The sequence below is a fragment of the Mesorhizobium sp. genome (assembly GCF_005063415.1).
GTDB lineage: Bacteria > Pseudomonadota > Alphaproteobacteria > Rhizobiales > Rhizobiaceae > Mesorhizobium.
The window spans coordinates 1-24,336 of the sequence record NZ_SUEG01000084.1; the positions used below are offsets into that span (position 1 = coordinate 1).

Here is a 24,336-nt window from a genome sequence, read left to right on the forward strand (position 1 = left end):
GTCGCCGACACCGCCAACATCTGGGTTCGCGCCGACGGCTCGAACTTCATGCCGCGCATCGTCGATGCCTTCAACAAGGGGCATCAGAACCAGATCAAGCTCGACATCATTCCCAACGCCGAAATCATCCCGAAATACGGTGCTGCCGCCGCCGGCGGCACGGCGCCCGACGCGCTGTCGCTCGACCTGATCTACACGCCGTCCTTCGCCGCCGCCGGCCAGCTCGAGGACATCACCGACTGGTCGAAATCGCTGCCTTATTTCGCCAGCCTGTCGCCGGCGCATGTCAAGACCGGCACCTATAAGGGCCGCATCTACGGGCTGCCGTTCTCGGCCGATAGCTCGGTGCTGATCTGGAACAAGAAGCTGTTCAAGCAGGCCGGCCTCGACCCGGAAAAGGGCCCGACCAACTGGGCCGAGATCGAAGCCGACGCCGAAAAGGTCAACGCGCTCGGCGGCGACATCAAGGGCTTCTATTTCTCCGGCAATTGCGGCGGCTGCAACATCTTCACCTTCACGCCGCTGATCTGGGCCTCGGGCGGCGATATCCTCACCGAGGACGGCTCCAAGGCGACGCTGGACACGCCGCAGATGCGCGGCGCCATCGACCTCTACCGTTCGATGGTCAAGAAGGACCTGGTGCCTTCAGGCGCGCAGACCGACACCGGCTCCAACTTCTTCGCCGCCTTCGCCACCGGCAATATCGGCATCTCGCCGTCCGGCGCCTTCGCCATCGGCGCGCTCAACACGCAATATCCCGACATCGACTACGGCATCACCTTCCTGCCCGGCAAGGACGGCGCCTGGTCGTCGTTTGCCGGCGGCGACAATTTCGTCGTCACCAAGGGCACCACCAAGGTCGCGGTGGTGAAGGAGTTCCTCGATTTCGCCTATTCGCTCGAAGGCCAGACGATTCTTGCGAAATACGGCAGCCTGCCGGTGCGCGGCGACATCGCCAATGAGGCGCTGAAAGACCTCGACCCGCGCTACAAGGTCGCCGCGGAGGCAATGGCCAAGGGCCGCACGCCCTATTCGGTGGTGTTCAACGACCTGATCAACTCGGCCAACGGTCCGTGGAACCAGATGATGAACGAGGTCTTCTTCGGCGAAGACGTCGACGGCGCCATCGCCAATGCGCAGGAGACCATGCAGTCGATCATCGATTCGGCGCCGCAGAAGTAAAAGCGCCGGCGCCACCTCCCCCTTGAGGGGAGGTCGGACCGAAGGTCCGGGTGGGGTCCTCAGTGAAGCGCGCCGACAGAAAGAAGCGTCGGAGCACTTCGCAGACGACCCCACCCCCGGCCTTCGGCCGGACCCTCCCCTCAAGGGGGAGGGGGACGTCCCACTAATGGAAGACCCGCATGACCACCATCACAACAACCATTGCCCCGGCGCGCCCCAGAAAACTGGTCGGCGCCGGCCGCCGGCAGTGGATCGGCTTGCTCTATGTCGCGCCGGCCGTCGCCCTTGTCGTCGTCTTCTTCATCGTGCCGCTTTGCATGACCGCCTGGATGTCGCTGCACAACTGGCCGCTGATGGGCACGCATAGTTTCATCGGCCTCGACAATTACTGGGCGATCCTGCGCGACACCCGCTTCTGGAACGCGCTGAAGTTCACCGGCTATTACACGGTGGTGGTGACGATCGCGATCTTTGCCGTCGCCTTTCCGCTGGCGCTGTTCATCGAAAGGCCGCGGCAGCTGACCGGCTTCTACCGCACGTCCTTCTTCATGCCGGCGGTCATCGGTTTTGCTTCGGCAAGCCTTTTGTGGTCGTGGTTGCTCAACGTCGATTCCGGCCTGTTCAGCCCGGCCGCTTTCGACCTCGGCCTGACCGAGAAGAAATTCAACCTGCTGGCGACCTTCCAGCCGGCCTTCTGGTCGATCATCGCCATGGTGGTGTGGAAGGTGGCGGGCTTCACCATGATCATCCTGATGACCGGCCTGCAGTCGATCCCGCCGGATCTGCAGGAAGCGGCGATGATCGACGGGGCAGGGCCATTCGCGCGGTTCCGCGCCATCACCTTGCCGCTGATGCGCCGCACGCTGGCGCTGGCGCTGATCCTGTCGGTGGCCGGCTCGATCCTCGCCTTCGACCAGTTCTACATCATCCTGCGCGGCGGCCCGCGCAACCAGACGCTGACCGCCGTCTACTGGATCTTCAACCAGTCCTTCGTGTCGTTCAAGCTCGGCTATGGCGCGGCCCTTTCGATGGTCCTGCTGGTCATCCTGGTGGCGCTCAGCCTGATCCAGCTGCGGCTGCTGCGCCAGCACGAGGGGGTCGACTGATGGCGCAGGCCCGCAGCCGCAAACGCCGGATAGGCATGCAGATCGCCGAGCATGCGACCGGCATCACCGCGTCCATTCTGTTCCTGGCGCCGATCGCCTGGACGGTGCTTTCGGCCTTCAAGCCGGCGCAGGAGGCGCGCCAGCCGCCGCTGCCGCCCTGGCCGACCAGCGGCATCTCGCTGGAGAACTACGCCACGCTCAACACCTTCGGCGACGGCCTCTGGCTGCCGGCGCAAAACAGCATCTATGTCTCGGTCATGACCGTGGTGCTGTCGGTGATCGTCAGCGTGCTCGCCGGCTACGGTTTCTCGCGCTTCCGCTTTCCGCTGAAGAACCTGCTCTTCGTCGTCATCCTGTCTACGATCATGATCCCGTTCCAGTCGATCCTGACGCCGATCTTCCTGGTGCTGACAAAAATCGGCCTGCACAACACGCTGACAGGGCTGGTCTGCGTCTATGTCACGTTACAGCTGCCGTTCTCGATCTTCATGATGCGCAACGCCTTCGACGCGGTGCCGCGCGAGATCGAGGAGGCCGCGCGCATGGACGGCGCCAACAACGTCACCATGCTCTTGAGGGTCATGCTGCCGCTGGTCTGGCCGGGCATCGTCACCATCGCGCTGTTCGCCTTCCTTGGCGCCTGGAACGAGTTTTTGGCGGCCCTCGTGCTGATGACCGACCAGTCCAAATTCACGCTGCCGATCATGATGACCGCACTCCAGTCCGGCCGCTTCGGCGCCATCGACTGGGGCGCCGTGCAGGCCGGCGTCACCGTGATGATGGTGCCGTGCCTGGTGCTCTTCCTGCTGCTGCAGCGCTTCTACATCCGCGGCCTCATGGCAGGGGCCGTCAAGTGACCACAAGAAATCGAACGGAGTAAATTGATGACCGCATCGCAAGCCGCCAGTCAGGGCGCCAAGCCGAAACTCGCCTTCCGCCCGCTGCCGGTGCCGCAGGTCGATGTGCGCGGCTTCTGGGGCGACCGCGTCGATGCAGTCGCGAGCAAAACCGCCGGCATCCTCTACGACCGCTGCGTCGAGGCGCGCATGCTCGAGCAGATCGACCCGGACCGGCCGTCGCCCGGCGTCGTCATTCCGTTCCACTCACCCTCGCCGGACGAGGCGGCCACCGCCGGCAACGAATTCACCGGATCGACGGTGACCACGCAGATGTTCTGGGACTCGGATTGGGGCAAGACCATCGAGACCGCCGCCTATTCGCTCTATCGTCGCCGCAACGAGGAGCTGGAGAAGAAGATCGATGCCGTCATCGACATGTACGGCAAGCTGCAGCAGCCCGACGGCTATCTGTCGAGCTGGTACCAGCGCATCCAGCCCGGCCTGCGCTGGACCAATCTGCGCGATTGCCACGAGCTCTATTGCGCCGGCCATCTGATCGAAGGCGCGGTCGCCTATTACCAGGCCACGGGCAAGCGCAAGCTGCTCGACATCATGTGCCGTTATGTCGACCATATCGCCGAGACGTTCGGTCCCGAGCCCGGCAAGAAGAAGGGCTATTGCGGCCACGAGGAGATCGAGCTGGCGCTGGTCAAGCTGGCGCGGGTGACCGGCGAGCGCAAATACATGGAGCTTGCCAAATACTTCATCGACCAGCGGGGACAGCAGCCGCATTATTTCGACGAGGAGGCGCGAGCGCGTGGCGCCGATCCCAAGGCCTATCATTTCAAGACCTACGAATACAATCAGTCGCACAAGCCCGTACGCGAGCAGGACAAGGTCGTCGGCCATGCGGTGCGGGCGATGTACCTCTATTCGGGCATGGCCGACATCGCCACCGAATATGGTGACGACACGCTGCGTGTGGCGCTCGACCGGCTTTGGGATGATCTCATGACCAAGAACCTCTACGTCACGGGCGGCCTCGGGCCGTCGTCGCACAATGAGGGTTTCACCGCCGACTACGACCTGCCCAACGACACCGCCTATGCCGAGACCTGCGCTTCGGTCGGCCTGGTGTTCTGGGCAAGCCGCATGCTCGGCATGGGTCCCAACGCGCGCTACGCCGACATCATGGAGCGGGCGCTTTACAACGGCTCGATCTCCGGCCTGTCGCTCGACGGCTCGCTGTTCTTCTACGAAAATCCGCTCGAAAGCCGCGGCGCCCACCACCGCTGGAAATGGCACCGCTGCCCGTGCTGCCCGCCCAATGTCGGACGTATGGTCGCCTCCATCGGCAGCTATTTCTACGGCCTGTCGGACGATGCACTCGCCGTCCATCTCTATGGAAACGGCACGGCTCGTTTCGATATCGCCGGGACGCAAATAGAGCTCACCCAAACCAGCAATTATCCCTGGGACGGCGCGGTCTCGATCGGCGTCGAACCGGAAGCTCCGACCGAGTTCACCTTGCACCTGCGCCTGCCGGCCTGGTGCCGCAAGGCGGCGCTTAAGGTCAATGGCGCCGATATCGATCTGGCCGATATAACCAGCGACGGCTACGCCGCGATCCGCCGCGAATGGCGCAAGGGCGACCGCGTCGAGCTCGACCTCGAAATGGCCGTCGACCGCCTCTACGCCAACCCGCAGGTGCGGCAGGATATCGGCCGCGTCGCACTGGCGCGCGGCCCGCTGATCTATTGCGTCGAGGAGACCGACAATTCCAGCCAGCTGCACCGCATCGCTTTGCCGCGAACAGCCGACATCGAGGCACACAAGCAGCCGAACCTTCTGGGCGGCGTCGTGACACTTTCGGCCGTTGCCAAAAAGGAGGCTTTCGAAAACTGGGAAGAGGGGCTCTACCGCACCGAACCGCCGGCGGTCGAGGAGGCAAAAGTCACCGCCGTGCCGTATTTCGCCTGGGACAACCGCGACCCCGGCGAGATGCTGGTCTGGCTCAGGGACGAATGAAGCCCGACGGCGGCGCCCGACCGATCTCCTCGGCGACAAGTTCCTGCAACTGCCAGAGGTTGCGGTCGCGGATGCCGCAGGCGTCGAGATGGCGAATGGTCTCGAACAGATATTCGGCGCCCGAACCCCAATGGCCGACGGCCGTGGCCAGGGTCGCCGCTATCGCTCGCTTTTCGAGCTTGCCGGCATAGCGCGGATTGGCGGGATCGACAACGAAACCAAGCGCTTGGCCCATGCCGTTGCCCGTCCTGACCTGCAGCCAGCGCGGCACGTTGACGGCCGGCAGGATGGTCATCTCGCGGCGCAGCAGCGCCTCGAGATTGGCTGCCACGGGCTCGGCGATCTCGAACACCATGCCCTGACATTGGCCGCCGCGGTCGAGCGCCATCATCAGGCCGGGCTGCTCGACCGTGCCCCTGAAGCGTTGCACCGTAAAACAGAACGAACGGTGCCAGCCCGTCGCCACAGCCCGTTCGCCACCCCTGACCTCGCCGGCCGGCTTCCACAGCAGCGAACCATAGGCGAACAGCTTCACCGGCCCGGCCGGCGCGCCGGCCAGCACCTCGTCGCGAATGCGCGCGTAATCGGCATCGGTCATGTAGACCATGCCCGGCGTCGGCCCGGCGTCCTCGACCGCCCGCAAGGTGCGGGCGACCAGCGCCTCGGTCAGCGCCATCGGTGACTTGCGCGGCGCCGACCGACGCCGCGATGCGGCGGAAATGACCTTGCTCATCCTCATGCTCTCAGCCTTGCCGCCATGTTGCCGAAGGCTGGAGGATTCTCAAGGGCCGAGTACACCGGCGCGGTATCGGAATCGGAACTGGCGTGTACAACAGCGTGACTGAATCCCACAAAATACGCGGCGGACTTTTGCGCGTCGAGTTCCAGCCACGGCACCGCATTGCTCTGCCGCGAACGGCTGAGATCGAGGCGCACAAGCAGCCGAACCATCTGGACCGCCGGCGGGCGAGGAAACGAATGTCACGGCCGTGCCGTATTTCGCCTGGGACAACCGCGACCCGGGTGAGATGCTGGTCTGGCTCGGAAGCGCCGGATAGGCGGTATCGCCAATTTGAGCCGCGCGCACGGCTTGAATTCGCCGGGGCGCGCGTCATCTAGCTTTGGGTGGCGCCTGCCATTTGAACGGGTGGAGGCAGATTTTGGCGCTCGAAGCTGTCGCGCGTCCGAACGCTGGTGGCCGCTTTATTGCGGTAGCCGTCGTCGCGGTGCCGTTGGTTTTCGTCGTCAGTGGGCTGGCCATTCGCTATGCCGCATTTGCTTCGGTTTCGGCAGAACCCGGCTTCGCCGCCTATGCCCAGGCGCTCTGCCGCTGGGATTGCGCGTGGTATGTCGGCATTTCCGAACACGGCTATGAGCGCTTTCCCATTCCAGCCCAGAGCAATGTCGGACGCTGGGGCTTCTTCCCGCTCTATCCGATGCTGGTGGCGACCATTCGGTCTGTTTTCCCTTTCCCGACCATTCTGGTCGCATCGATCACATCGATTGCGTGCAGCTATGCCGCCTGCCTGGTGGCGTGGCCGCTGCTCGAGAAGAACATGCGCGCATATGTGCTGTATTGCGCGTTTCTGCTCAGCGGCCCGTTCTCGTTCCACTTCACGACTTTCCTGACCGAACCTCTTTTCGTGCTGCTGACTTCGTGCGTTTTTCTGGCGCTCAAACGCTCCAGCTATCTGGCTGCGGGACTGTCATCGGCTCTGCTGTCGGCAACCAGGCTCGTCGGAGTGCTTGTCGTGTTCGCGACCGTCATTCAGATGTTCAGGGATTACCGCGCAAAGGGCGGGCCGACGCTGTCGTTCCCGCGTTGGCTGCTTGGCCGACCGGATCTGCTCGTCGCGATCTTCATCTCGCCTGCCGGTCTATTCGCCTACGTCCTGTTCCTCCATCTGACGGTCGGGGACGGCTTTGCCTTCCTGCATGTGCAGCGCGCGTTTGGACGGGTGGCGGGCAATCCGCTCGCCTTTATTTGGGATGGGCTCTCGGCTGTTCCGACGACTGGGTGGTTGCCCACAGCGCCGCAATGGAGCGCGCTCGCCGCACTCATCGGACTGGCGCTATCGGCGATTCTGGCGGTTCGCAGGCAATATGGCGCTGCGTTGTTCTGCGCCTGCTGCATCATCCTGCCGCTGGTCACGAATCTGGCCTCGATGGTCAGATACGTCGTAGGGCTTGCACCTCTGACAATGTTGCTGGCCATGCTGCTGTCGGTGTCGAAGCCGACTTATCTTGCGGCTCTGGGCCTCTTCCTAAGCGCCTGTTATTTCATGACCGTGGCATGGATCGGAGGCTATCTTGCCCTGGTCTGACATTTCGGGCCGGTATCAGCGCGGGGCCAGGCTTGGCGGCTACGCGCTGGCGGCGGTTCTGGCGGGAACAGAAATCGTCATTCTTGCGCTTGCTCTCAATCCGAACGTCAACGCCGATTATCGTGCCTATTACATCGACCGGACGACAACCTGCCTCAACCGCGATGCGGTCGGCAGCTACACATTTGGCGAGACGGTGTCGTTCCGGTCCGACGGAGCCAAAAAGACAGCCGGCATGATGATCTGCGGCTGGTCGGGACCGGTTGCCGACGGCACCCATTCGCTGGGCGAGACCTCGCGGCTTCGCCTGAAGGTACCGCCGCTCCGCGACGGCCTGACGGCCACGCTGCAAATGGCCGCCGTCATTCGCCCGCCGCAGGTCACGCAGCGGGTTATGATTTCGGTGAATGGCGTTCGGGTGCATGCGGTGACGCTGTCCGGCAAAGAACCACGAAAGGTCTCGTTCGTCATCCCTCCAGCGGTCGTCGCGGAGCCCAGCACACTCGACATCGCCTTCGATTACCTCGACGGCATTCCGCCAAGTCCGGCCGCCAGCAACATCTACAAGCGCGCCATCAAATTGTTGTCGTTCCGGCTCGATCCTATTGAGCCGGGTTAGGGCGGGCGATCGCGTTGCTGGCCCCGTCTTCGCTGCGCAAAAACCCAGCGATCGAGCACGAGAAAATTGACCGCTGGAACAAGCAAGCATGTAACCACAATGGGAATGATCGGCGGCAGGCCGAGTTTGGTCGTCAAAAGCGCCGGAGCCGCGTAGGCGACGGCGAAGCCTGTCGCCGTCAGCAAGAAAAAACGCGGAGCTTCCGATCGATGCGATCCGCTCGACGCGAAGGTCACGAACTTATGCGCGAGATAAGAAAACAGGGCGGCTGCGGTGTAAGCCGCGAGCGAGGCACCGACCGGCGAGAGACCGAACCGTTGCCATTTTACCAAAGCGGTGGCCATCACTGCATAAAGGATCGTTGCGGCGATGCCGACCGACCCGAAGCGCGCCAGCAGCCTCAGCCCGGCGTCGCTGGTCGAACGGCCCTCAGACATGCGCACTGCACGCATACTGCGCTCCAAGCGGCAAAGGCGCGAATACCCGCTCGACTCTTCTGGCGAAAGGCCTTGCCGACGGCAGCAGCAGGAAATGCTCGGATCGGATGTCCGTGAAGCCGGCCTGCTGAAACAGGGACGCTGCGTTGGCGGAGTTGAGCAGGACCGCGTCGTGGTCGAACGGACACCGGAACACAGCAAGGCGCGTCAGTGGATTATAGGGATTGTGCTCGATGATGCAGGCGACGCCGCCCGGCCGTACGACGCGCCGCATTTCCAGGAAGAAATCGAGCCAGGAGGACGGCGGAACGTGATGGACGACGCAACTGGCGAAAGCCAGATCGAACGTGCCGTCCTCGTAAGGCAGCCCCTGCGTGCTGCAGATCCTGTAGGCCACACGCGGATTGTGTTGGCTGGCGTGCAAAATCGATTCATGGGAGACGTCGCAGCCGTCGAGACTGTCGAAAGCGCCGTCGAGGTAGGGGTGGAGCGAACCGACGCCGCAGCCGACATCCAGCGCTCTTACAGCCGACCCACCCTGCCGAAGCTTTCGCTCGACCACCAGACGCCGCAGCAGATCCGTCTTGGCGACAAGGAAGAAGTGGTGGCTTAGTCCGGAAAACCGGATGGACCCTTCGACTGCCTCGCCATAGTTGGATTTATAGCTGTCGAAGAGTTCGGCCATTGGCGGGGACTCCACTCCTGGGTGTGTGAAACGATCGCCGGCGCTCACCGGAGGCGGCACGCATCGCCTCGTCGAAGCCGGTGAGCCGATCGATCACATAAAGCGGGCGGCGTTTCACCTCGGCGTGGATGCTGCCGACGTAGAGTCCGACCACGCCGGTCATGAAAAGATTGATCCCGCACAGGAGCGACACGATCACCACCGTGGATGTCCACCCGGCAATGATACCGGTTTCAAAAAACCAGGCAAAGATGGCGTAAGCGCCAAAGGCCCCCGCAAGCGCGGAAATGGCCAATCCGCCCCAGAGCGCCAAGCGCAACGGCTTCTCGGAGAAGCTGACGATGCCGTGAACTGCGAGGTGCATCATTTTCCAGAATGGGTATTTGGTCTGGCCCAGGGTCCGCGCGTGGCGCTCAAATGGCACAGCCGTCTGCTTGAAGCCCATCCAGCCGAACATGCCCCTGACGAAGCGGTCATGTTCAGGCATACGCTTGAAGGTTTCCAGCGCCTTGCGGCCGACCAGGCGGAAGTCACCGACGTCGCGCGGAATATCGACCGAGGTCATTTGCTCCAGCAGTCGATAGAATAGACTTGCCGTAAAGACCTTGAACCAGGATTCGCCCTCGCGCTTGACTCGGCGAGCATAGACGATCTCAAAGCCTTCCTTCCACTTAGCCACCAGATCGAGAACGACTTCCGGCGGGTCTTGCAGGTCGGCATCCATGACGATGACGGCATCGCCCGCAGCGGCGTCCATACCGGCGGTAATCGCCACCTGGTGGCCGAAGTTGCGGGAAAATTCGATCAGCCGAAAGCGCGGCTCGGCGGCGACCACTTGTTGAAGGTATTCGACGCTTCCATCGACGCTTCCGTCATCGACGAAGATGGCCTCCGTTTCGCCGTCCAGCCGGCCGATAAGCGAACTGATCCGCTCGATAAGCCGAGGCAGCACCTGTTCTTCATTGTATATGGGCAAGACCAGCGAGTAGCGCGGCGGTGACCTGTTCACCGTCATTCCAGCCCCTTGGACCACAGACTCTCGCATGCGGTTGAAAATGGAACGCAAGCTACAAAGTTCCAAAGGCAGTTAAGAAACTGCTAATTTAGCTAGTTCTGAAGGGAATACCGGTCCTCGAGGAGGACTGAAGGGTGTCGTGGTGACGTCGGACGTCCGCATCGAAGCGTGGAATTATCGGTAGGCTCCCGGCGCGATCGGCCTGAAGGGAAGCAGCCGCTGAGGCATAACCCTTTGACGGCATTGCCTGCTCCCGGACTTGCCGGTTGAAGCAGCGCTACGGGCGACCTGAGCGTGCGGGCCGACCGCTTTTGCTGCATGTCAGACATGGCTCATGGAACATGGTCGCCGAGCCCGGCCGAGTATCGCGCTTGCAAGGCCGGCGAGCGTCCTGACCGGCAACCTATCGTACCGGGCTGGGCCTAAGCTGGCCGCAGCCGGTACGACACAACGCTTTGCCGGCCTGACGAGGACCGCCGTCAAGCAGCCGGCCGGATGTTTTGGTTCACCCGGAAGAGGTTGTTCGGGTCGTATTTCTTCTTCAGCGAGGCCAGGCGCTTGTAGTTATCGCCATAAGCCGCCTTGAGCCTTCCCTCGCCCTCGTCATCCATCATGAAGTTCAGGTAGGCGCCACCCAGATCGAACGGATGCACGGCTTCCCAGTAGGCCTTGGTCCAGCGCGTCACCGGCCCCGCTTTCTGTGGGTCCGGATCGATCCCGGCGATGACCATCGACCAGGTCGCATCACGGTAATTCCAGGGTGTCTCGTCTCTGCCGACGCGATGGACCGCGCCGTCGATCGGATAGAGATGCATGAGCGATAGCTCGCTCGGTGTTTTCGCCGCCTGCTCGAGATGAGCGTCGATCGCCTCGTCGGACAACGTCTTGACGAAATCGCCCCGCCAATACCACTGCATCCCCTTCGGGTAGAGCCCATCGAACATGCTCTGCACCGCGGGATAGGGCATCGTTCCCATCCAGTTGAACCAGGGCGCGGGCAGCGCATCGAGCAGCGGAGCCAGCGCCTCTCTGCCCTTTTCCTCCGGGCCGTTGTAGCAACACATCAGCAGACACATCCGCTTTCCCCAAAACTCTTCCGGGAACGGTGCGCTCGAGAGGATGGTCTTGAGCCCGAGAAAGATCCCGAGTTCTTCAGGCGCGTTCGGCAGGAACTCGCGATAATGCTGCATGATGGTGCGGGCGTAGCGCTGATCCCATGCGATCGGCCCCGCGAAGACCATGCTGACCTGGTGGAGCTTGAATACAAAGCTGGTGACGATGCCGAAATTGCCGCCGCCGCCGCGAAGCGCCCAGAACAGGTTGGGGTTTCGCTCCTTGCTGGCGGTGACGAAGCTTCCGTCGGCAAGCACGACATCGGCCTCGACCAGATTGTCGATGGTCAGGCCATATTTGCGCGTCAGATAGCCGTGACCGCCGCTCAGCGTCAGTCCGGCGACCCCGGTGGTCGAGATGATGCCCGCCGGTACGGCCAGGCCAAAGGCATGCGTGGCGTGGTCGAGGTCGCCCTGAGTGCAGCCCGGGCCTACCCGCGCCGTACGGGCATCCGGGTCGACGCGCACGCCGTTCATCGCCGACAGGTCGATCACCAGACCGTCGTCGCAGCTCCCCAATCCTGGCCCGTTATGGCCGCCGCCACGTACCGCAACCAGCAAATTGTTGTCGCGGCCGAAATTCACCGCTGTGATCACGTCGGCGACGTCGACACAGCGGGCGATGATCAGCGGCCGCTTGTCGATCATGCCGTTGTAGAGCTTGCGGGCCTCGTCATAGCTGGCGTCGCCGGCGCGGATGACTTCGCCCCGCAGGCTTGCTGCGAATTTGGTGATGTCTTCATCGTTCATGACATTCCTCCCTGTTATTGGACCTGTCGGCCGGCCGACGAAACGCTAGTCCCGTCCGCTGCTCCCGCAAATGTCACATCGTCCATTTCTGTTGCCCGATCGTTCAGACTAGGATTAGACCGGATGGGCAGTTGCTCGGACGGCTGTATTGCCGGATAGTTCGAGATGCCTGGCCGAAAACCTCGTTGTCAAAGGGAGTAGCCGATCGTTTCCGGAGGTGTAGTGCATGGATGTCCTTTCCGATGTGCTCCGAGCCGTTCGCCTCACCGGTGCGATCTATTTCGACGTCGACGCTAGCTCTCCCTGGGTCGGCGAGTCGCCGGGCACGGCCGACATTGCCGCCGCCATCATGCCGGACGCAGAGCACATCATTTCTTTTCATGCCGTGATGTCGGGCTCGTGCTGGGCCGCGCTGGGAGACGATTCGGTGCCCCCGGTGCTCGTGAACGCCGGTGATGTCGTTGTCTTCCCCGGTGGTGTTCCGAATGTGTTGAGCTCCTCGCCCGGGGCACGGGGCGAACCCAATATGGCGATGTATTATCGACCGATAGACGAGAGCCTGCCGTTCGCGGTGATCCATGGTGGCGGCAGAGACGAGCGGACCCGGTTCATTTGCGGGTATCTTGGCTGCGATGCGCGTCCCTTCAATCCTCTCCTCGCCGCATTGCCGGCCATCCTGTGTGCCCGCAAGCCCGCCGATGGAAGCAGCTGGGTTATCGACCTTTTTCGGCTGGCGCTGGCCGAAGGTGGCAGTGGGCGGGAGGGCTGTGAAACGATCCTCGCCAAGCTGAGCGAACTGATGTTTGTCGAGATCATCCGCCGCCATCTCGAGACCCTCCCCGACGATTCGCGCGGCTGGCTGTCAGGCCTACGGGATCCACATGTCGGCGAGGCGCTCCGGCTCATCCACGCTCGCCCCAGAGAGGAATGGACATTGGACCGGCTCGCCCGCAAAGTAGGGCTCTCGCGCACGGCGTTTGCGAGCCGCTTTACCCACTATGTCGAGGTCTCGCCCATGCACTATCTTGCTCGCTGGCGTCTGCAACTGGCGGGACGTTTGCTCGAACGGCCCGAAATGAGCATCGCGCAAGCGGGTGCCGAGGTCGGCTACGAGTCGGAAGCCGCCTTCAATCGCGCCTTCAAAAAGTTCGTCGGCATTCCACCTGGCACCTGGCGAAAGGGACGGTCGGCGTTGCTCGAGGCTCAGAGATTGCCCGCTGGCACCGTCCAATAGGAAAGAATTGGCAGGGCGTTGACGCTTCAGTTTGCGTGCCGCGTCGATATCGTCCCAGAATTCGAAACCCGCTGCTGGCACAAAGCGGTAGACGATGACCGGCCGCCTCGACGCTTTCGGCGAGGCGTTTCAGGCTTCGCGCCTCAATCCTTCGCGCGCTCGACATAGGCGGCATCGGCCGTCATCACCACCACGCGGGTGCCGGCGCTGATGTGTGGCGGCACCAGGGTGCGCACGCCGTTGGACAGCGTTGCCGGCTTGTAGGATGACGACGCCGTCTGGCCCTTGGTCACCGGCTCGGTCTCGACCACCTCGAACGTGGCGCGCTGCGGCAGCACCAGCGAGATTGCGATGTTGTTGTATTGCGAGATCTGTACCGGCATGCCTTCCACCAGATAAGGCGCCATGTCGCCGACCACACTTTCCGGCACCGCGACCTGATCGTAGGTCTCCGGGTTCATGAAGTGAAAGCCTTCGCCGTCGCGGTAAAGGAACGTGTGCTCGCGTTCTTCGACATAGGCGCGCTCGACCTGCTCGGTGGTGCGGTAACGCTCGGAAACCTTTACCCCGTCGGAGATACGCCGCATGTCGAGCTGGGTGACCGGCGTACCCTTGCCAGGATGAATGTTTTCGGCAAAGAGGATCACATAGAGCTTGCCGTCCTTTTCGACGACGTTGCCTTTGCGTAAGGAGCTGGCGATGACCTTCACGGGTTTCCATCCTGATAAAATTTGTTGGCGCAAATCGGCTGGAGAGGCCGTTGCGTGCGGCCTAGCGCATCTTGGCCGCAATCGCCAGCCCTCTGTGCAATTCCCCTGAAGCCGATGACCGCCGCCTCGCCCTGGTGGACGCCGCATGTCCATGCCGACCGCCGGCCGCGGCTGATCCTGCGCAATGCCATTGCCGCCGGTATGCGCGACTGGTTCGCCCGCCGCGACTTCGTCGAGGTGGAGACATCGGCCCTGCAGGTCTCGCCCGGCAATGAAGCGCACCTGTCGGCCTTTGCCACCGAGGCGATCGGGCCGGACGGCACCCGCCAGCCGCTCTACCTCCACACGTCACCGGAATTCGCCTGCAAGAAGCTGCTTGCCGCCGGCGAGGAGCGCATCTTCAGCCTCGGGGCCGTCTGGCGCAACCGCGAGCGCGGCCCCTTGCACCATCCGGAATTCACCATGCTCGAATGGTACCGCGTCGGCGAGACCTATGAGAGCCTGATGCGCGATTGCGCCGAGCTCGTCGCGCTGGCGGCCGAACGGGCCGGAGCGAAGCGTTTTAGCTTCCGCGGCCGCGAGGCCGACCCGTTTGCCGAGCCGGAACGGTTGAGCGTCGCCGAAGCCTTCATGCGCCATGCCGGCATCGATCTGCTGGCGACGGTTGCAGCCGACGGCAGCACCGACCGCGCGGGCTTGCATGCCGCCCTGGTCCAGGCCAGATTGCGGACCGCGCCCGACGACAATTGGGCCGACCTGTTCAGCCGGGTGATGGTCGAAAAAATCGAACCGGCGCTGGGGCAGGGGCGCGCCACCATTCTTTTCGGATATCCGATCTCGGAGGCGGCATTGGCCCGGCCGAGCGCCGACGATCCGCGCACTGCCGAGCGCTTCGAGCTTTATTGCTGCGGCGTCGAGCTGGCCAACGCCTTTGGCGAGTTGACGGACCCGGCCGAGCAGCGCCGGCGCTTTGCCGCCGAAATGGACGAAAAGCAGCGTGTCTATGGCGAACGCTATCCGATCGACGAGGATTTCCTCGCCGCGCTTGCCATCATGCCGCAGGCGAGCGGCGCGGCGCTCGGTTTCGACCGGCTGGTGATGCTCGCCACCGGCGCGCTCCGGATCGACGAGGTGATCTGGACACCGGTGGTCGGTTCCTGACGATAGGTTTTGCTGACCGACGCGTCAGATTTGGAACCAATTATATGGTCAGGCCAGGCCGCCGCTGGCGGCATCGGCCAGAAGATTGGCGACGACGAGCAGGATGATCGACAGATCCATCATCAGCGTGCCGGCGGCGGTGATTGCCAGGCGAGCTTTTCGCGCGGGCCGTTGCATTGGCCAGGAACTACCTCATGGGCGAAGCGCTGCAACCATTCCGTGTGTTGCCGCCATCATGGCGGGCCGGCATAGTGCTGGCGGAGTGCTCGGCGCAGCGGAGCTACCGGCCGTCGTACTCAGAATGGGCTTCGGCACAATGCCAGACAAGAATGCGCTGGACACAAAGCATGGCGGCGAATGGAGGATGTCCTGGCGCTTGGTCATGCTTGCGGCCGCAGCGATTAACGTTGTGATGCTCTTGGCCGCGCTGTTCGCCGCGCAAAGTCTTAGTGTGGACGCTACGATCTTCTATCGAGATCCATCTGCAGCCGCCGATGTCGGCTTCTATACGGGGTGGATTTCGTCCCTAGGTGCTTCGCTATGGATCGGCACCGGTGCGGCGACCCTGTTTGCTGGTCTGCTCACGCGCCGATGGGATTGCACGTTTCTCGGCGGCCTTACCCTGGTCATGGGCCTCGATGACCTGTTGTTGATCCATGAGGACGTGCTGCCCGTTTTTGCGATACCAGAGATTGTTACGATGATTGCCTACGCCGTCGCAGGGTTGTTCTGGTTCTTTCGGCTGCGACGCAAGACATTCGACGGCACGATCGTGTTTGTGGCCGCGGGCTCCCTACTCGCGATGTCAGCAGCGATCGACCAGCTGGGAGAGCTGTTTCCTACCCCGGGTTCGGCGGTCGACATCGCCGAAGACGCCGTCAAAGAGCTTGGCATTTTCCTTTGGGCGGCAGGTGCCGTTGGGTACGCCGCCATGGTGACACGATTGGGCCGCCCGTGGGTGGATCCACCCGATCCCAACTCTACAGGCTGACTGTCGCACACGCCGCTTCTTCGACTAGCGCCGACGCCTGACAGGGCTCGTATGCCTTCACCCGACCGCCGCAAGGACATTTCTAGTCAATGCGCGGTCGCTGCTTGCCACGGCGGGCCAGAAGATTGGCGACGACCAGGAGGATGATTGACAGCCCCATCATCAGTGTCGCGGCGGCGGTGATTGCCGGGGAGAGCTTTTCGCGCAGGCCAATGAACATTTCGAGCGGCATGGTGCGTTGATTGGCACTGGCCAGGAACTGCACCACGACGACCTCGTCGAACGAGGTGACGAAGGCGAAGGCCGCCCCTGACAGCACGCCGGGCAGGATCAGCGGCAGCATCACCTTGAAGAATGATGTGATAGGCCTTGCTCCGGAGATGGCGGCAGCGCGCATCAGATTGCGGTCGAAGCCGGTGAGGCTCGCTCCCACCGTGACGACGACGAACGGGCTGGCGAGCGCGGTGTGCGCCAGGATGATGCCGGCATAGGTGCTGGCCAGGCCGACACGTGCGTAGAACAGGTACGAGCCGACGGCGGTGATCACCACCGGCACGATCAGCGGTGATAGCAATAGCGGCATGACGATGCGGCGGCCGGGAAACTTTTCGTCGGAAAGCGCAATCGCCGTCAACGTGCCGAGCATCGTTGCGATCAGCGTCGTCCCGAACGCAACGATCAGGCTGTTGCCGATCGCCGATTGCCAGCGTTGGGTGCCGAGCACGACCGCGTACCAGCGCGTCGAAATCCCCTCCAGCGGAAAGATGAAGAAGGCGCCGCTGTTGAACGACAAGGGAACTGGAACGAGGATCGGCACGAGCAGGAACAGGATCACCATGCCGCACCACAGCCAGAGCAGGGTGATGCGGATTCTTTCGCCTATCGTCGGATAGGGAGACAGCAGCATGGCTACACCAGCTTGAGACGGTCGAGGCCGAGGATGCGGGCGAAGATGCCAAACAGCGCCAGCGTGAAGACGAGCAGGATGAAACTCAGCGCCGCCGCCATCTCCCAGTTCAGCTCGACATTGACGTAGTTGGCGATGAAATTACTGATCAGCTGGTCGCTTGCCCCGCCGATGAGCGCCGGCGTGATGTAATAGCCGAGGCAGAGAATGAAGGTGAGCAGGCAACCGGCCATGACGCCCGGAAAAACCTGTGGAAGATAGACGCGGCGGAACGCGGTGAAGGGTTTTGCACCGAGCGAATAGGCGGCCTTCATTTGCGAGGCCGGGATCGTGCGCATGACGCTATAGATCGGCAGCAACGTGAACGGCAGCTGGATATGGGTCATGGCGATGATCAGGCCGATGCGGCTGTACATCAGGTCGAGCCGGTCGTCGGCAATGCCGAGCCACAACAGCAAATCATTGACCAGGCCGAATTTCTGCAGGAGCACTGTCCACGCCGCCGTTCGCACCAGGATCGACGTCCAGAATGGCAGCAGCACCGCGACGATGAGGATGGCGGCGAGGCCCTTGGGCACGGCGGCGATGAGATAGGCGAGGGGGAAGCCCAGTATCAGCGTTGCCAGCGTCACCGCCGCGGCGACGAAGAATGTGCGCATGAACACCTGCAGGAAGATCGCCTGTTGCGGCGGCACCTTCTCAATGCCGCCATCGGCATTCCAGCGCAGATCAAGCGCGCTCAGCAGGTAGAACGACGTCACGCTGTGGGTGCCGCTCTCGATGACCGGCCATGTGCCGGGCGCCGACCAGAACGGCACGGCTTTCATCACCTCCAGCGGCGGCCTGTCGGCAGCTTCCAGTTGGCGTACCGTCTTGAGCACCTGGCTGCGCGCACCGGGCAGGCGGGCGTTGAGGCTCTTGGCAAGTTCATATGCCGTGCCCCTGGCCTGATTGTCCCTGAGGTCGGCGGCAAGGGCCAGGAAGGCTGCATCGCCTGGCAGTTCCGCGCCGTTCCAGCCGCGCAGCGCCTGGCTGGTCTGCGGCAAGGCGTCGGCAATCGTCGGATCATAGACGGCGCGCGACAGCAGCAGGACGATCGGGATGCCGAGGCTCAGCGCCAGGAGCACAAGCAAAGGCGCCGCCAGCGCCAGCGACCGCAAGCGGTCGCCAAACTCGGCGCGCCGAAGTTTTGCCGTGACGGATTTCGCCGCCTTGGCATCGGCGGCCGACCGGTCGCGCGCGATGCGCGGCCGATCCAGCTTCGTGGGCTCAAGCGCCGTCATTTTTCCTACTGCGCGAGCCAGGCGTTGAAGCGCTTGACCAGATCCTCGCCGTAGTCGCCCCAGAATTCGGTGTCGGCGACCAGATAAGCGCTCATATGGTCGGGCGCGTTCGGCAATTTGGGCAGCGCGTCCGGCGCGACAAAGGAAGCTGCATCGGTGCGCACCGGCCCGTAAGTGATATAGCTGGCGAGCTTGGCGTTGTTTTCTGGCTGGCTGATATAGGCAAGATATTTGTAGGCCAGCTCTGGGTTCTTGGCGCCCTTCGGAATGGCGATCATGTCGTATTCGAGGATCTGGTTGTTCCAGATGATCTTGAATGGCGCCCCGTCCTTGTCGATCGCATTCTGGATACGGCCGTTCCAGGCGGTGGTCATCACCACTTCCTTTGATGCCAGGAGCTGCGGCGGCTGTGCGCCGGCATCCCACCAGACGATGTCTTTCTTGATGGTGTCGAGCTTCTTGAAGGCGCGGTCGACGCCTTCCGGCGTGGCCAGCACCTTGTAGACATCGGCCGGCGCGACGCCATCGGCCATCAGCGCCCATTCCAGATTCTGCGCCGGGAACTTGCGCATCGCGCGCTTGCCCGGAAACTTGGTCGTGTCGAAGATGTCGAGCACCGAGGTCGGCGCCTCTTTCAGCACGTTGGGGTCATAGGCGAGCACGTCGCCATACGCGTCGAGGCCGACGCCGCAGTCGAGCGCGGAGCCTTCGAGGAATTTTTCGCGCGGCGCGATCTTGGAATAGTCGAGGCGCTCGAGAATGCCGGCGTCGCAACCCTGCAGCACGGTCGCGGTCTCGACCGTCACCAGGTCGATCGGCACGTTGCCGGTGTCGACCATGGCTTTGACCTTGCCGAGATCGCCAAGATATTCCTGCTCGACGATCTTGGCACCGGTCTCCTTGCTGAACGGCTCGAACCATGCCTTGCGCTGGGCATCCTGCCAGGCGCCGCCGCTGGCCATGATCGAAAGCTCGTCGGCGAAGGCGACATGTCCTGAGGTGATGAATGCTGTGGCTGCCGCAAAGGCGAACAGCCGTGCTTTGGTGATTTTCATTGTTGTTATTCCCCTGTTTTCGAGATGGAACCGCCCGTTCCGGCATCTGCCGGAAAGGCGCGGCAGTCGTTGGGCGCGCAGGAAACCGTGACCGGTTCCCCGTTGCCCATGGTCGCTTCGGGGCCGACCTTGACGGTCAGCACCTGTCCGTTTTCCAGCCTGGCCAGAAGACGCTGGTGGTCGCCGAGATAGATGCGGCCATCGACCGTGCCGGCCAACACATTTGCTCCGTTCGAAGCGGGCGCAAGCTTCAGCCGCTCCGGGCGGATGGCGACATGGCAGGCCGCGCCCTCCGCAACACCGATGGCGAGCCCTGTGACCGAACCGCCGCCGTCCAGCGCGACGCGGCACTCGCTGCCGGAGACGCGGTCGACCTTGCCGAGCAGCGTATTGTTCTCGCCGATGAAGCTTGCGACAAACGAAGTTTGCGGCGCGTTGTAGAGATCATCAGGCGAACCGAGCTGGGCAATCCCGCCATTGTTGAAGACGGCGACTCGGTCCGACATGGTCAGCGCCTCGCTCTGGTCGTGTGTCACATAGACGATGGTGACACCGAGCATCGTGTGAAGTTGCTTGATCTCGAGCTGCATATGCTCGCGCAGCTTCTTGTCGAGCGCACCGAGAGGCTCGTCCATCAGCACCAGGCTCGGCTCGAACACCAGCGCGCGGGCAAGCGCGACACGCTGCTGCTGGCCGCCGGAAAGCTGTGCCGGCCGCCGGTCGCCGAACTGCCGCAGCCGCACCATGTCGAGCGCGCGGCCGACGCGGGCTGCGACTTCCGTCTTGGTAATCTTGCGGACGGAGAGCGGGAAGGCGACGTTTTCCTCGACGCTCATGTGGGGAAACAGCGCGTAGTTCTGGAACACCATGCCGATGTTGCGTTCGTAGGGCGGCAGCCTGTCGACCGACCGGCCTTCAAGCGCAATGACGCCGCTGGTCGGCCGTTCGAACCCTGCAAGCATGTTGAGCGTCGTCGTCTTGCCCGAACCGGAGGGTCCGAGAAGGGTAAGGAACTCGCCGCGGGCCACGCCGAGGTTCAGCCGCGTTACCGCGAACGTGCGGCCGTCATAGGATTTCTCGACATCGATGAATTCGACAAATCCATGGCTGCCGGCATCGGCTGCCGGTGCAGGCTCGGCGCTGTCGCGTGACAAGGCTGTCGCTTCGGCGGTCACGGACGCAAGTCCGTCGAGCTGCGGCAGAAGCTGCTTGTCGAAACGAGGTGGTGCTTGCCGTGCATGTATCGGTCTCGCATGACGCTGCCGCACAATGGCGGCAAACCAAACTTGTATGCTCACACAATCGATCTCTAAAGGACCATAGATGCAGACAAGTTTGGCCGTCAAGCGGCTTTCGTCTGGATTGTGTGAGATTTTTCAGTCGGAATTTGGAAATATGTACCGGACAAGTACTATTGTCCGGAGCATTGTCTTATGCTAGATGCGCCGGTAGCCAGAGCGTCAACACACCGAATCCGTCAATCCGCATGCTTCAGGACCTGCAACTCGCCTCGGATGAAGGCCCGGTCTACCGGCGCCTTGCCGACGCTATTGCCGAACGGATCACGGCCGGCACACTTGCCGTTGGAGACCGGCTGCCGCCGCAGCGCGAGATCGCCCGCGCACTGGGCATCAATGTCACCACCGTGACGCGCGCACTGTCGACGCTGCAGCAGCGCGGCCTGCTCGAAGCGCGACCCGGACGCGGCACAACGGTCGCGGCCCGCAATGGCGGCGAAAGGCCAGGTTTCGTGTCGGCGCCGAGCGACGACACCGGCGTAATCGATCTTTCCGTCAACAGACCTGCGACCTCGGCCTATCTCGATGCGCTCGGGCTGCTGCTGCCGCGCCTGTCAAAGGACCGGCACTATGCCACGCTTCAGGACTATCATCCGCCGGAGGGGCCGCTTTGGGCGAGGACGGCAATCGCCGAGTGGATGCGACCGGTGGCGGGGGAAGGCGATCCCGGCCGCGTGGTGCTGGCGGCGGGCGCCCAGCATGGGCTGGATTGCGTGCTCGGCGCGGTGACCAGGCAGGGCGAGGTCGTGCTCGCCGACGAAGTGACCTATCAGGGCATCAACGCGCTGTGCCGGGTGCATGGGCTCGACCTCAGAGGTGTCGCCATGGACCGTGGCGGCATGCGAGCCGACGCGTTCGACGCGGCCTGCGCGCAGCTCCGCCCACGCGCGGTCTTCCTGGTGCCGACCCTGCACAACCCGACGACCATCACGCTATCCGAAGAGCGCCGGCACGAGCTGGTAGCTGTCGCCCGCCGCCACAACGTCCTCATCATCGAGGATGACGTCTACCGCCCCCTGGCGGACAATCCGCCGCCATCGCTTGCCAGCCTCGAGCCCGAATTGACTGTTCACGTCGGCGCCTTGTCAAAATGCCTTGCCCCAGGGCTGCGCCTCGGTTTTGTTATCGCGCCACGCGCCATAGCCGGCCAGGTCGCAGCGGCTTTGCGCATCAACTGCTGGAGCATCAGTCCTTTGACTGCACTGATCGGCGCGCGGCTGATAGAAGAGGGCTTGGCGGCGCGCATCATAGAAACGCAGAAGCAGGAGCTTCGCCAGCGCCAGGCCATCCTCACCGAAATCCTCGGCCGCTACGATGTCCAGAACCACCCCACTTCGACGCATGCCTGGCTGCGCCTTCCGGAGCCGTGGCGGGGCGCGGGTTTCGCTCGCACCTGCCTGGAACGTGGCGTTGCCGTGCTCCCGGGTGATGCCTTCGCGGTTGGGCGCGAGCCGGTACAGCACGGCGTGCGCATCAATGTCGGCGCCGCGCGCTCGCTCGACGATCTGCGCACGGCCCTGAACACCATGGCCGAACTGTTATCGGCCGGCCATCTGCAATTGCCTGGCTTCGTCTAGGATCTAATGATGGCAGCGTCGGAAAGGGTCGAAATCGCCATTGTCGGTGCCGGCGTTGTCGGACTAGCAACGGCACTCCGGCTCGCAGTTGAGGGTCGCGAAGTCCTGCTCATCGACCCCAATGAGCCGGGCTCCGGGGCCTCGTTCGGCAATGCCGGAACGATTGCCGAATATGCCTGCATGCCGGTGGGCAATCCGGCTGTGCTGCGCGCGCTGCCAAAGCTGCTTCTCGATCCTGACAGCCCTTTTTCCTTGCGCTGGCCGGCGCTGTTGCAGCTTGCGCCATGGCTGGTTCAATTCGTGCGGCAGTCGCTTCCGGCGGCCACCCGAGCCAATGCGCTGGCGCTCGCCGGGCTTCTGGCCGAAGCCCTGCCCGCCTGGGAGGAGATGGTGGAGGAGGCTGACCTGGCCGACCTGCTGCGCCGCAACGGCTGTCTCTACCTGTATCGTCGCGAGAGCGATTTCGCCAAGGCCGCCGGGGGCAGGGCGCTGCGCGCCGGGTTTGGCGTCCATCAAGAGGTTCTGACGCCTGAAAAGATCGCCGCGCTGGAGCCTGGCTTGCCCGCGACCGGGGCCAGCGGTCTGTACTTCCCGGACTCGATGAATGTCACCGATCCCAAGACGCTCATGCGGCGGCTGCTCGATGCCGCGACCGACCGCGGCGTTTCGGGAGCGCAGGCTGACATAACCGGACTGCGGGTCGAGGCGGACGGTGTCAGGCTCAGCGGTTCCGGCTTTCGGGTCAAGGCGAACACGGTGGTCATCGCCGCGGGCGCGCAATCGCGGGCGTTGGCCATGCAGGCCGGCGACAGGATCCCGCTCGAAACCGAACGCGGTTATCATCTCGAATTCCCGACCGAAGCGCCTCTGCTCCATCGTCCGGTCTGCCCTGTCGATCTCGGCTTCTACATGACGCCGATGAACGGCCGGCTGCGTGTCGCCGGAACTGTCGAGCTCGGCGGGCTTGCAGCGCCGGCAAGTGCGCGCCGGCTGGCGCTGCTCGATCGCGGTGTCAGGCAGTTCTTTCCACAACTCGGCCAGCCTTCATCTGAATGGCTCGGGTTCCGGCCGTCGCTGCCGGATTCCCGCCCGGTCATCGGCCCGGCGTGCGGCAGCTCCAGGGTGATCCACGCTTTCGGTCACGGCCACCTCGGCCTGACACTCGCGCCGATCACTGCACGCCTGGTTGCCGAGCTGATCAGTGGTCGCGGCGATCCAGCGCGTGTCGCGGCGTTTTCGGCTGATCGCTTCCGCGTCTGAAAGATCGAACATTCTGTCTTCGGGTTGAGATCAGGAGTCTGTTCCCGATCAGGCCAGCGTAGGTCCAAAATCAAAGATCTAAGCCGTCCTTTGTACGTCCAGAAGGACGCACCAGCTCTAGATCGGTCGGGCCGACCTGGGGCTAGATGCCTCCTGATTGCCCGCTTCTCCCATTGCAGAAGCCGCACCGGGACAATAGATGGTGCAGCAGCGACTGCCCTTCAGCCGGCCGCAAGCAACAGGATTATGCGCATGACCGATACGCTTGACGCAGCGAAACTGACCGATCGCGTCGCGGCCCTGGTCGAGGCTGCCAAACGGGCCGGCGCCGATGCCGCCGATGCGGTTGCGGTGCGCGGCCGTTCGACCGGCGTGTCGGTGCGGCTCGGCAAGGTCGAAGGCACAGAGGCGTCCGAGAGCGAGGACGTCTCGCTGCGCGTCTTCGTCGGCAAGCGGGTAGCGAGCGTTTCGGCAACGGCGGCATCCGACCCCAGTATGCTGGCCGAGCGCGCGGTCGCCATGGCCAAAGTGTCGCCCGAGGATCCCTATCAAGGCCTCGCCGATCCGGTCCTGCTGGTCAAGAAGCCGCGCGACCTCGATCTGTTCGATGCCACGGAGGTATCGGCGGACCAGTTGAAGGAAGCAGCCCTTGCCGCCGAAGCGGCGGCGCTTGCGGTCAAGGGCGTCACCAATTCGGCCGGCAGCGGCGCCAGTGCCGGGCTCGGCGGGCTGGTGCTCGCCACTTCGCACGGCTTTGTCGGCC

24 protein-coding genes and 1 pseudogene are annotated in these 24,336 nt (G+C 63.3%); 13 read left to right on the plus strand and 12 right to left on the minus strand.

What is annotated here, in order from left to right; genetic code table 11:
- The 4 genes from E5W70_RS20705 to E5W70_RS20720 all read left to right on the plus strand — a co-directional run.
- Positions 1–1,182: sugar ABC transporter substrate-binding protein (locus tag E5W70_RS20705; protein WP_292661650.1), on the plus strand; the 1,182-nt coding region annotated here is incomplete at its 5' end.
- Between the two features lie 179 nt (positions 1,183–1,361).
- The gene (locus tag E5W70_RS20710; protein WP_292661653.1) at positions 1,362–2,288 is read left to right on the plus strand and encodes a sugar ABC transporter permease; all 927 of its coding nucleotides are present in this window, start codon (positions 1,362–1,364) and stop codon (positions 2,286–2,288) included.
- Positions 2,288–3,145 (plus strand): carbohydrate ABC transporter permease, encoded by an 858-nt coding sequence (locus E5W70_RS20715; protein ID WP_292661655.1) that lies wholly within the window; start codon positions 2,288–2,290, stop codon positions 3,143–3,145. The genes E5W70_RS20710 and E5W70_RS20715 overlap by 1 nt, the downstream gene beginning before the upstream one ends.
- A 27-nt stretch (positions 3,146–3,172) precedes the next feature.
- A complete protein-coding gene (locus E5W70_RS20720) occupies positions 3,173–5,155 on the plus strand; it encodes a glycoside hydrolase family 127 protein (RefSeq protein ID WP_292661657.1) in 1,983 nt (660 codons plus the stop codon).
- Here E5W70_RS20720 and E5W70_RS20725 read toward each other — a convergent pair.
- Positions 5,142–5,888 (minus strand): gamma-glutamylcyclotransferase, encoded by a 747-nt coding sequence (locus tag E5W70_RS20725; RefSeq protein WP_292661659.1) that lies wholly within the window; start codon positions 5,886–5,888, stop codon positions 5,142–5,144. The genes E5W70_RS20720 and E5W70_RS20725 overlap by 14 nt on opposite strands.
- A gap of 2 nt (positions 5,889–5,890) precedes the next feature.
- Positions 5,891–6,106, minus strand: coding sequence for a hypothetical protein (locus E5W70_RS20730; protein ID WP_292661662.1), 216 nt, complete (start codon positions 6,104–6,106; stop codon positions 5,891–5,893).
- A 26-nt stretch (positions 6,107–6,132) separates the two neighbouring features.
- On the opposite strand from E5W70_RS20730, the pseudogene E5W70_RS33155 reads away from it, so the two are divergent.
- The 3 genes and pseudogenes from E5W70_RS33155 to E5W70_RS20740 form a co-directional block, all read left to right on the plus strand.
- Positions 6,133–6,213 (plus strand): annotated as a pseudogene (locus tag E5W70_RS33155) (hypothetical protein); the annotation flags it as partial.
- Positions 6,214–6,315: 102 nt separating this feature from the next.
- Positions 6,316–7,479 carry a hypothetical protein gene (locus E5W70_RS20735; RefSeq protein ID WP_292661663.1) on the plus strand — a complete coding sequence of 388 codons (1,164 nt, stop codon included), beginning with the start codon at positions 6,316–6,318 and terminating at the stop codon, positions 7,477–7,479.
- A complete protein-coding gene (locus E5W70_RS20740) occupies positions 7,466–8,098 on the plus strand; it encodes a hypothetical protein (protein ID WP_292661665.1) in 633 nt (210 codons plus the stop codon). Before E5W70_RS20735 ends, E5W70_RS20740 begins: the two co-directional genes overlap by 14 nt.
- On the opposite strand, the gene E5W70_RS20745 is transcribed toward E5W70_RS20740, so the two are convergent.
- The 4 genes from E5W70_RS20745 to E5W70_RS20760 all read right to left on the minus strand — a co-directional run bounded on the left by E5W70_RS20745 (position 8,095) and on the right by E5W70_RS20760 (position 12,097).
- Complete coding sequence (locus tag E5W70_RS20745; protein ID WP_366509723.1) at positions 8,095–8,550, minus strand: GtrA family protein; 456 nt, start codon at positions 8,548–8,550, stop codon at positions 8,095–8,097. The genes E5W70_RS20740 and E5W70_RS20745 overlap by 4 nt on opposite strands.
- On the minus strand, positions 8,528–9,220 hold the full coding sequence (locus E5W70_RS20750; protein WP_292661668.1) for a class I SAM-dependent methyltransferase: 693 nt from the start codon (positions 9,218–9,220) through the stop codon (positions 8,528–8,530). The genes E5W70_RS20745 and E5W70_RS20750 overlap by 23 nt, the downstream gene beginning before the upstream one ends.
- Positions 9,195–10,235 (minus strand): glycosyltransferase family 2 protein, encoded by a 1,041-nt coding sequence (locus E5W70_RS20755; protein ID WP_292661671.1) that lies wholly within the window; start codon positions 10,233–10,235, stop codon positions 9,195–9,197. The genes E5W70_RS20750 and E5W70_RS20755 overlap by 26 nt, the downstream gene beginning before the upstream one ends.
- A 479-nt stretch (positions 10,236–10,714) precedes the next feature.
- On the minus strand, positions 10,715–12,097 hold the full coding sequence (locus E5W70_RS20760) for an FAD-binding oxidoreductase (protein WP_292661674.1): 1,383 nt from the start codon (positions 12,095–12,097) through the stop codon (positions 10,715–10,717).
- Positions 12,098–12,323: 226 nt separating this feature from the next.
- On the opposite strand from E5W70_RS20760, the gene E5W70_RS20765 reads away from it, so the two are divergent.
- The gene (locus E5W70_RS20765; protein WP_292661677.1) at positions 12,324–13,331 is read left to right on the plus strand and encodes an AraC family transcriptional regulator; all 1,008 of its coding nucleotides are present in this window, start codon (positions 12,324–12,326) and stop codon (positions 13,329–13,331) included.
- Positions 13,332–13,474: 143 nt separating this feature from the next.
- On the opposite strand, the gene efp is transcribed toward E5W70_RS20765, so the two are convergent.
- Positions 13,475–14,041, minus strand: coding sequence for an elongation factor P (efp, locus tag E5W70_RS20770; RefSeq protein WP_292661679.1), 567 nt, complete (start codon positions 14,039–14,041; stop codon positions 13,475–13,477).
- Between the two features lie 114 nt (positions 14,042–14,155).
- Between efp and epmA the strand changes: the two genes are divergently transcribed.
- Positions 14,156–15,202, plus strand: a complete 1,047-nt coding sequence (epmA, locus tag E5W70_RS20775; protein WP_292661682.1) for an EF-P lysine aminoacylase EpmA — start codon at positions 14,156–14,158, stop codon at positions 15,200–15,202.
- 48 nt (positions 15,203–15,250) lie between these two features.
- Here epmA and E5W70_RS20780 read toward each other — a convergent pair whose 3' ends face one another.
- A complete protein-coding gene (locus tag E5W70_RS20780) occupies positions 15,251–15,379 on the minus strand; it encodes a hypothetical protein (RefSeq protein WP_292661685.1) in 129 nt (42 codons plus the stop codon).
- Between the two features lie 139 nt (positions 15,380–15,518).
- Here E5W70_RS20780 and E5W70_RS20785 point away from each other — a divergent pair, with 139 nt between their 5' ends.
- On the plus strand, positions 15,519–16,193 hold the full coding sequence (locus tag E5W70_RS20785; protein WP_292661687.1) for a hypothetical protein: 675 nt from the start codon (positions 15,519–15,521) through the stop codon (positions 16,191–16,193).
- 82 nt (positions 16,194–16,275) lie between these two features.
- Here the strand turns inward: E5W70_RS20785 and E5W70_RS20790 are convergent, their stop codons facing one another.
- The 4 genes from E5W70_RS20790 to E5W70_RS20805 are packed head-to-tail and all read right to left on the minus strand — an operon-like array spanning position 16,276 to position 20,613.
- On the minus strand, positions 16,276–17,100 hold the full coding sequence (locus E5W70_RS20790) for an ABC transporter permease (RefSeq protein WP_292661690.1): 825 nt from the start codon (positions 17,098–17,100) through the stop codon (positions 16,276–16,278).
- 2 nt (positions 17,101–17,102) lie between these two features.
- Complete coding sequence (locus tag E5W70_RS20795; RefSeq protein ID WP_292661692.1) at positions 17,103–18,383, minus strand: ABC transporter permease; 1,281 nt, start codon at positions 18,381–18,383, stop codon at positions 17,103–17,105.
- Positions 18,384–18,388: 5 nt separating this feature from the next.
- On the minus strand, positions 18,389–19,438 hold the full coding sequence (locus E5W70_RS20800; protein ID WP_292661695.1) for an ABC transporter substrate-binding protein: 1,050 nt from the start codon (positions 19,436–19,438) through the stop codon (positions 18,389–18,391).
- A 5-nt stretch (positions 19,439–19,443) separates the two neighbouring features.
- Positions 19,444–20,613 carry an ABC transporter ATP-binding protein gene (locus E5W70_RS20805; protein ID WP_292661698.1) on the minus strand — a complete coding sequence of 390 codons (1,170 nt, stop codon included), beginning with the start codon at positions 20,611–20,613 and terminating at the stop codon, positions 19,444–19,446.
- Between the two features lie 311 nt (positions 20,614–20,924).
- Between E5W70_RS20805 and E5W70_RS20810 the strand changes: the two genes are divergently transcribed.
- The 3 genes from E5W70_RS20810 to E5W70_RS20820 form a co-directional block, all read left to right on the plus strand.
- A complete protein-coding gene (locus E5W70_RS20810; protein ID WP_292661701.1) occupies positions 20,925–22,313 on the plus strand; it encodes a PLP-dependent aminotransferase family protein in 1,389 nt (462 codons plus the stop codon).
- A 9-nt stretch (positions 22,314–22,322) separates the two neighbouring features.
- Positions 22,323–23,573, plus strand: coding sequence for an FAD-dependent oxidoreductase (locus E5W70_RS20815; protein WP_292661704.1), 1,251 nt, complete (start codon positions 22,323–22,325; stop codon positions 23,571–23,573).
- A gap of 252 nt (positions 23,574–23,825) precedes the next feature.
- Positions 23,826–24,336 (plus strand): DNA gyrase modulator (locus tag E5W70_RS20820; RefSeq protein WP_292661707.1); only part of this gene is annotated, 511 nt, incomplete at its 3' end.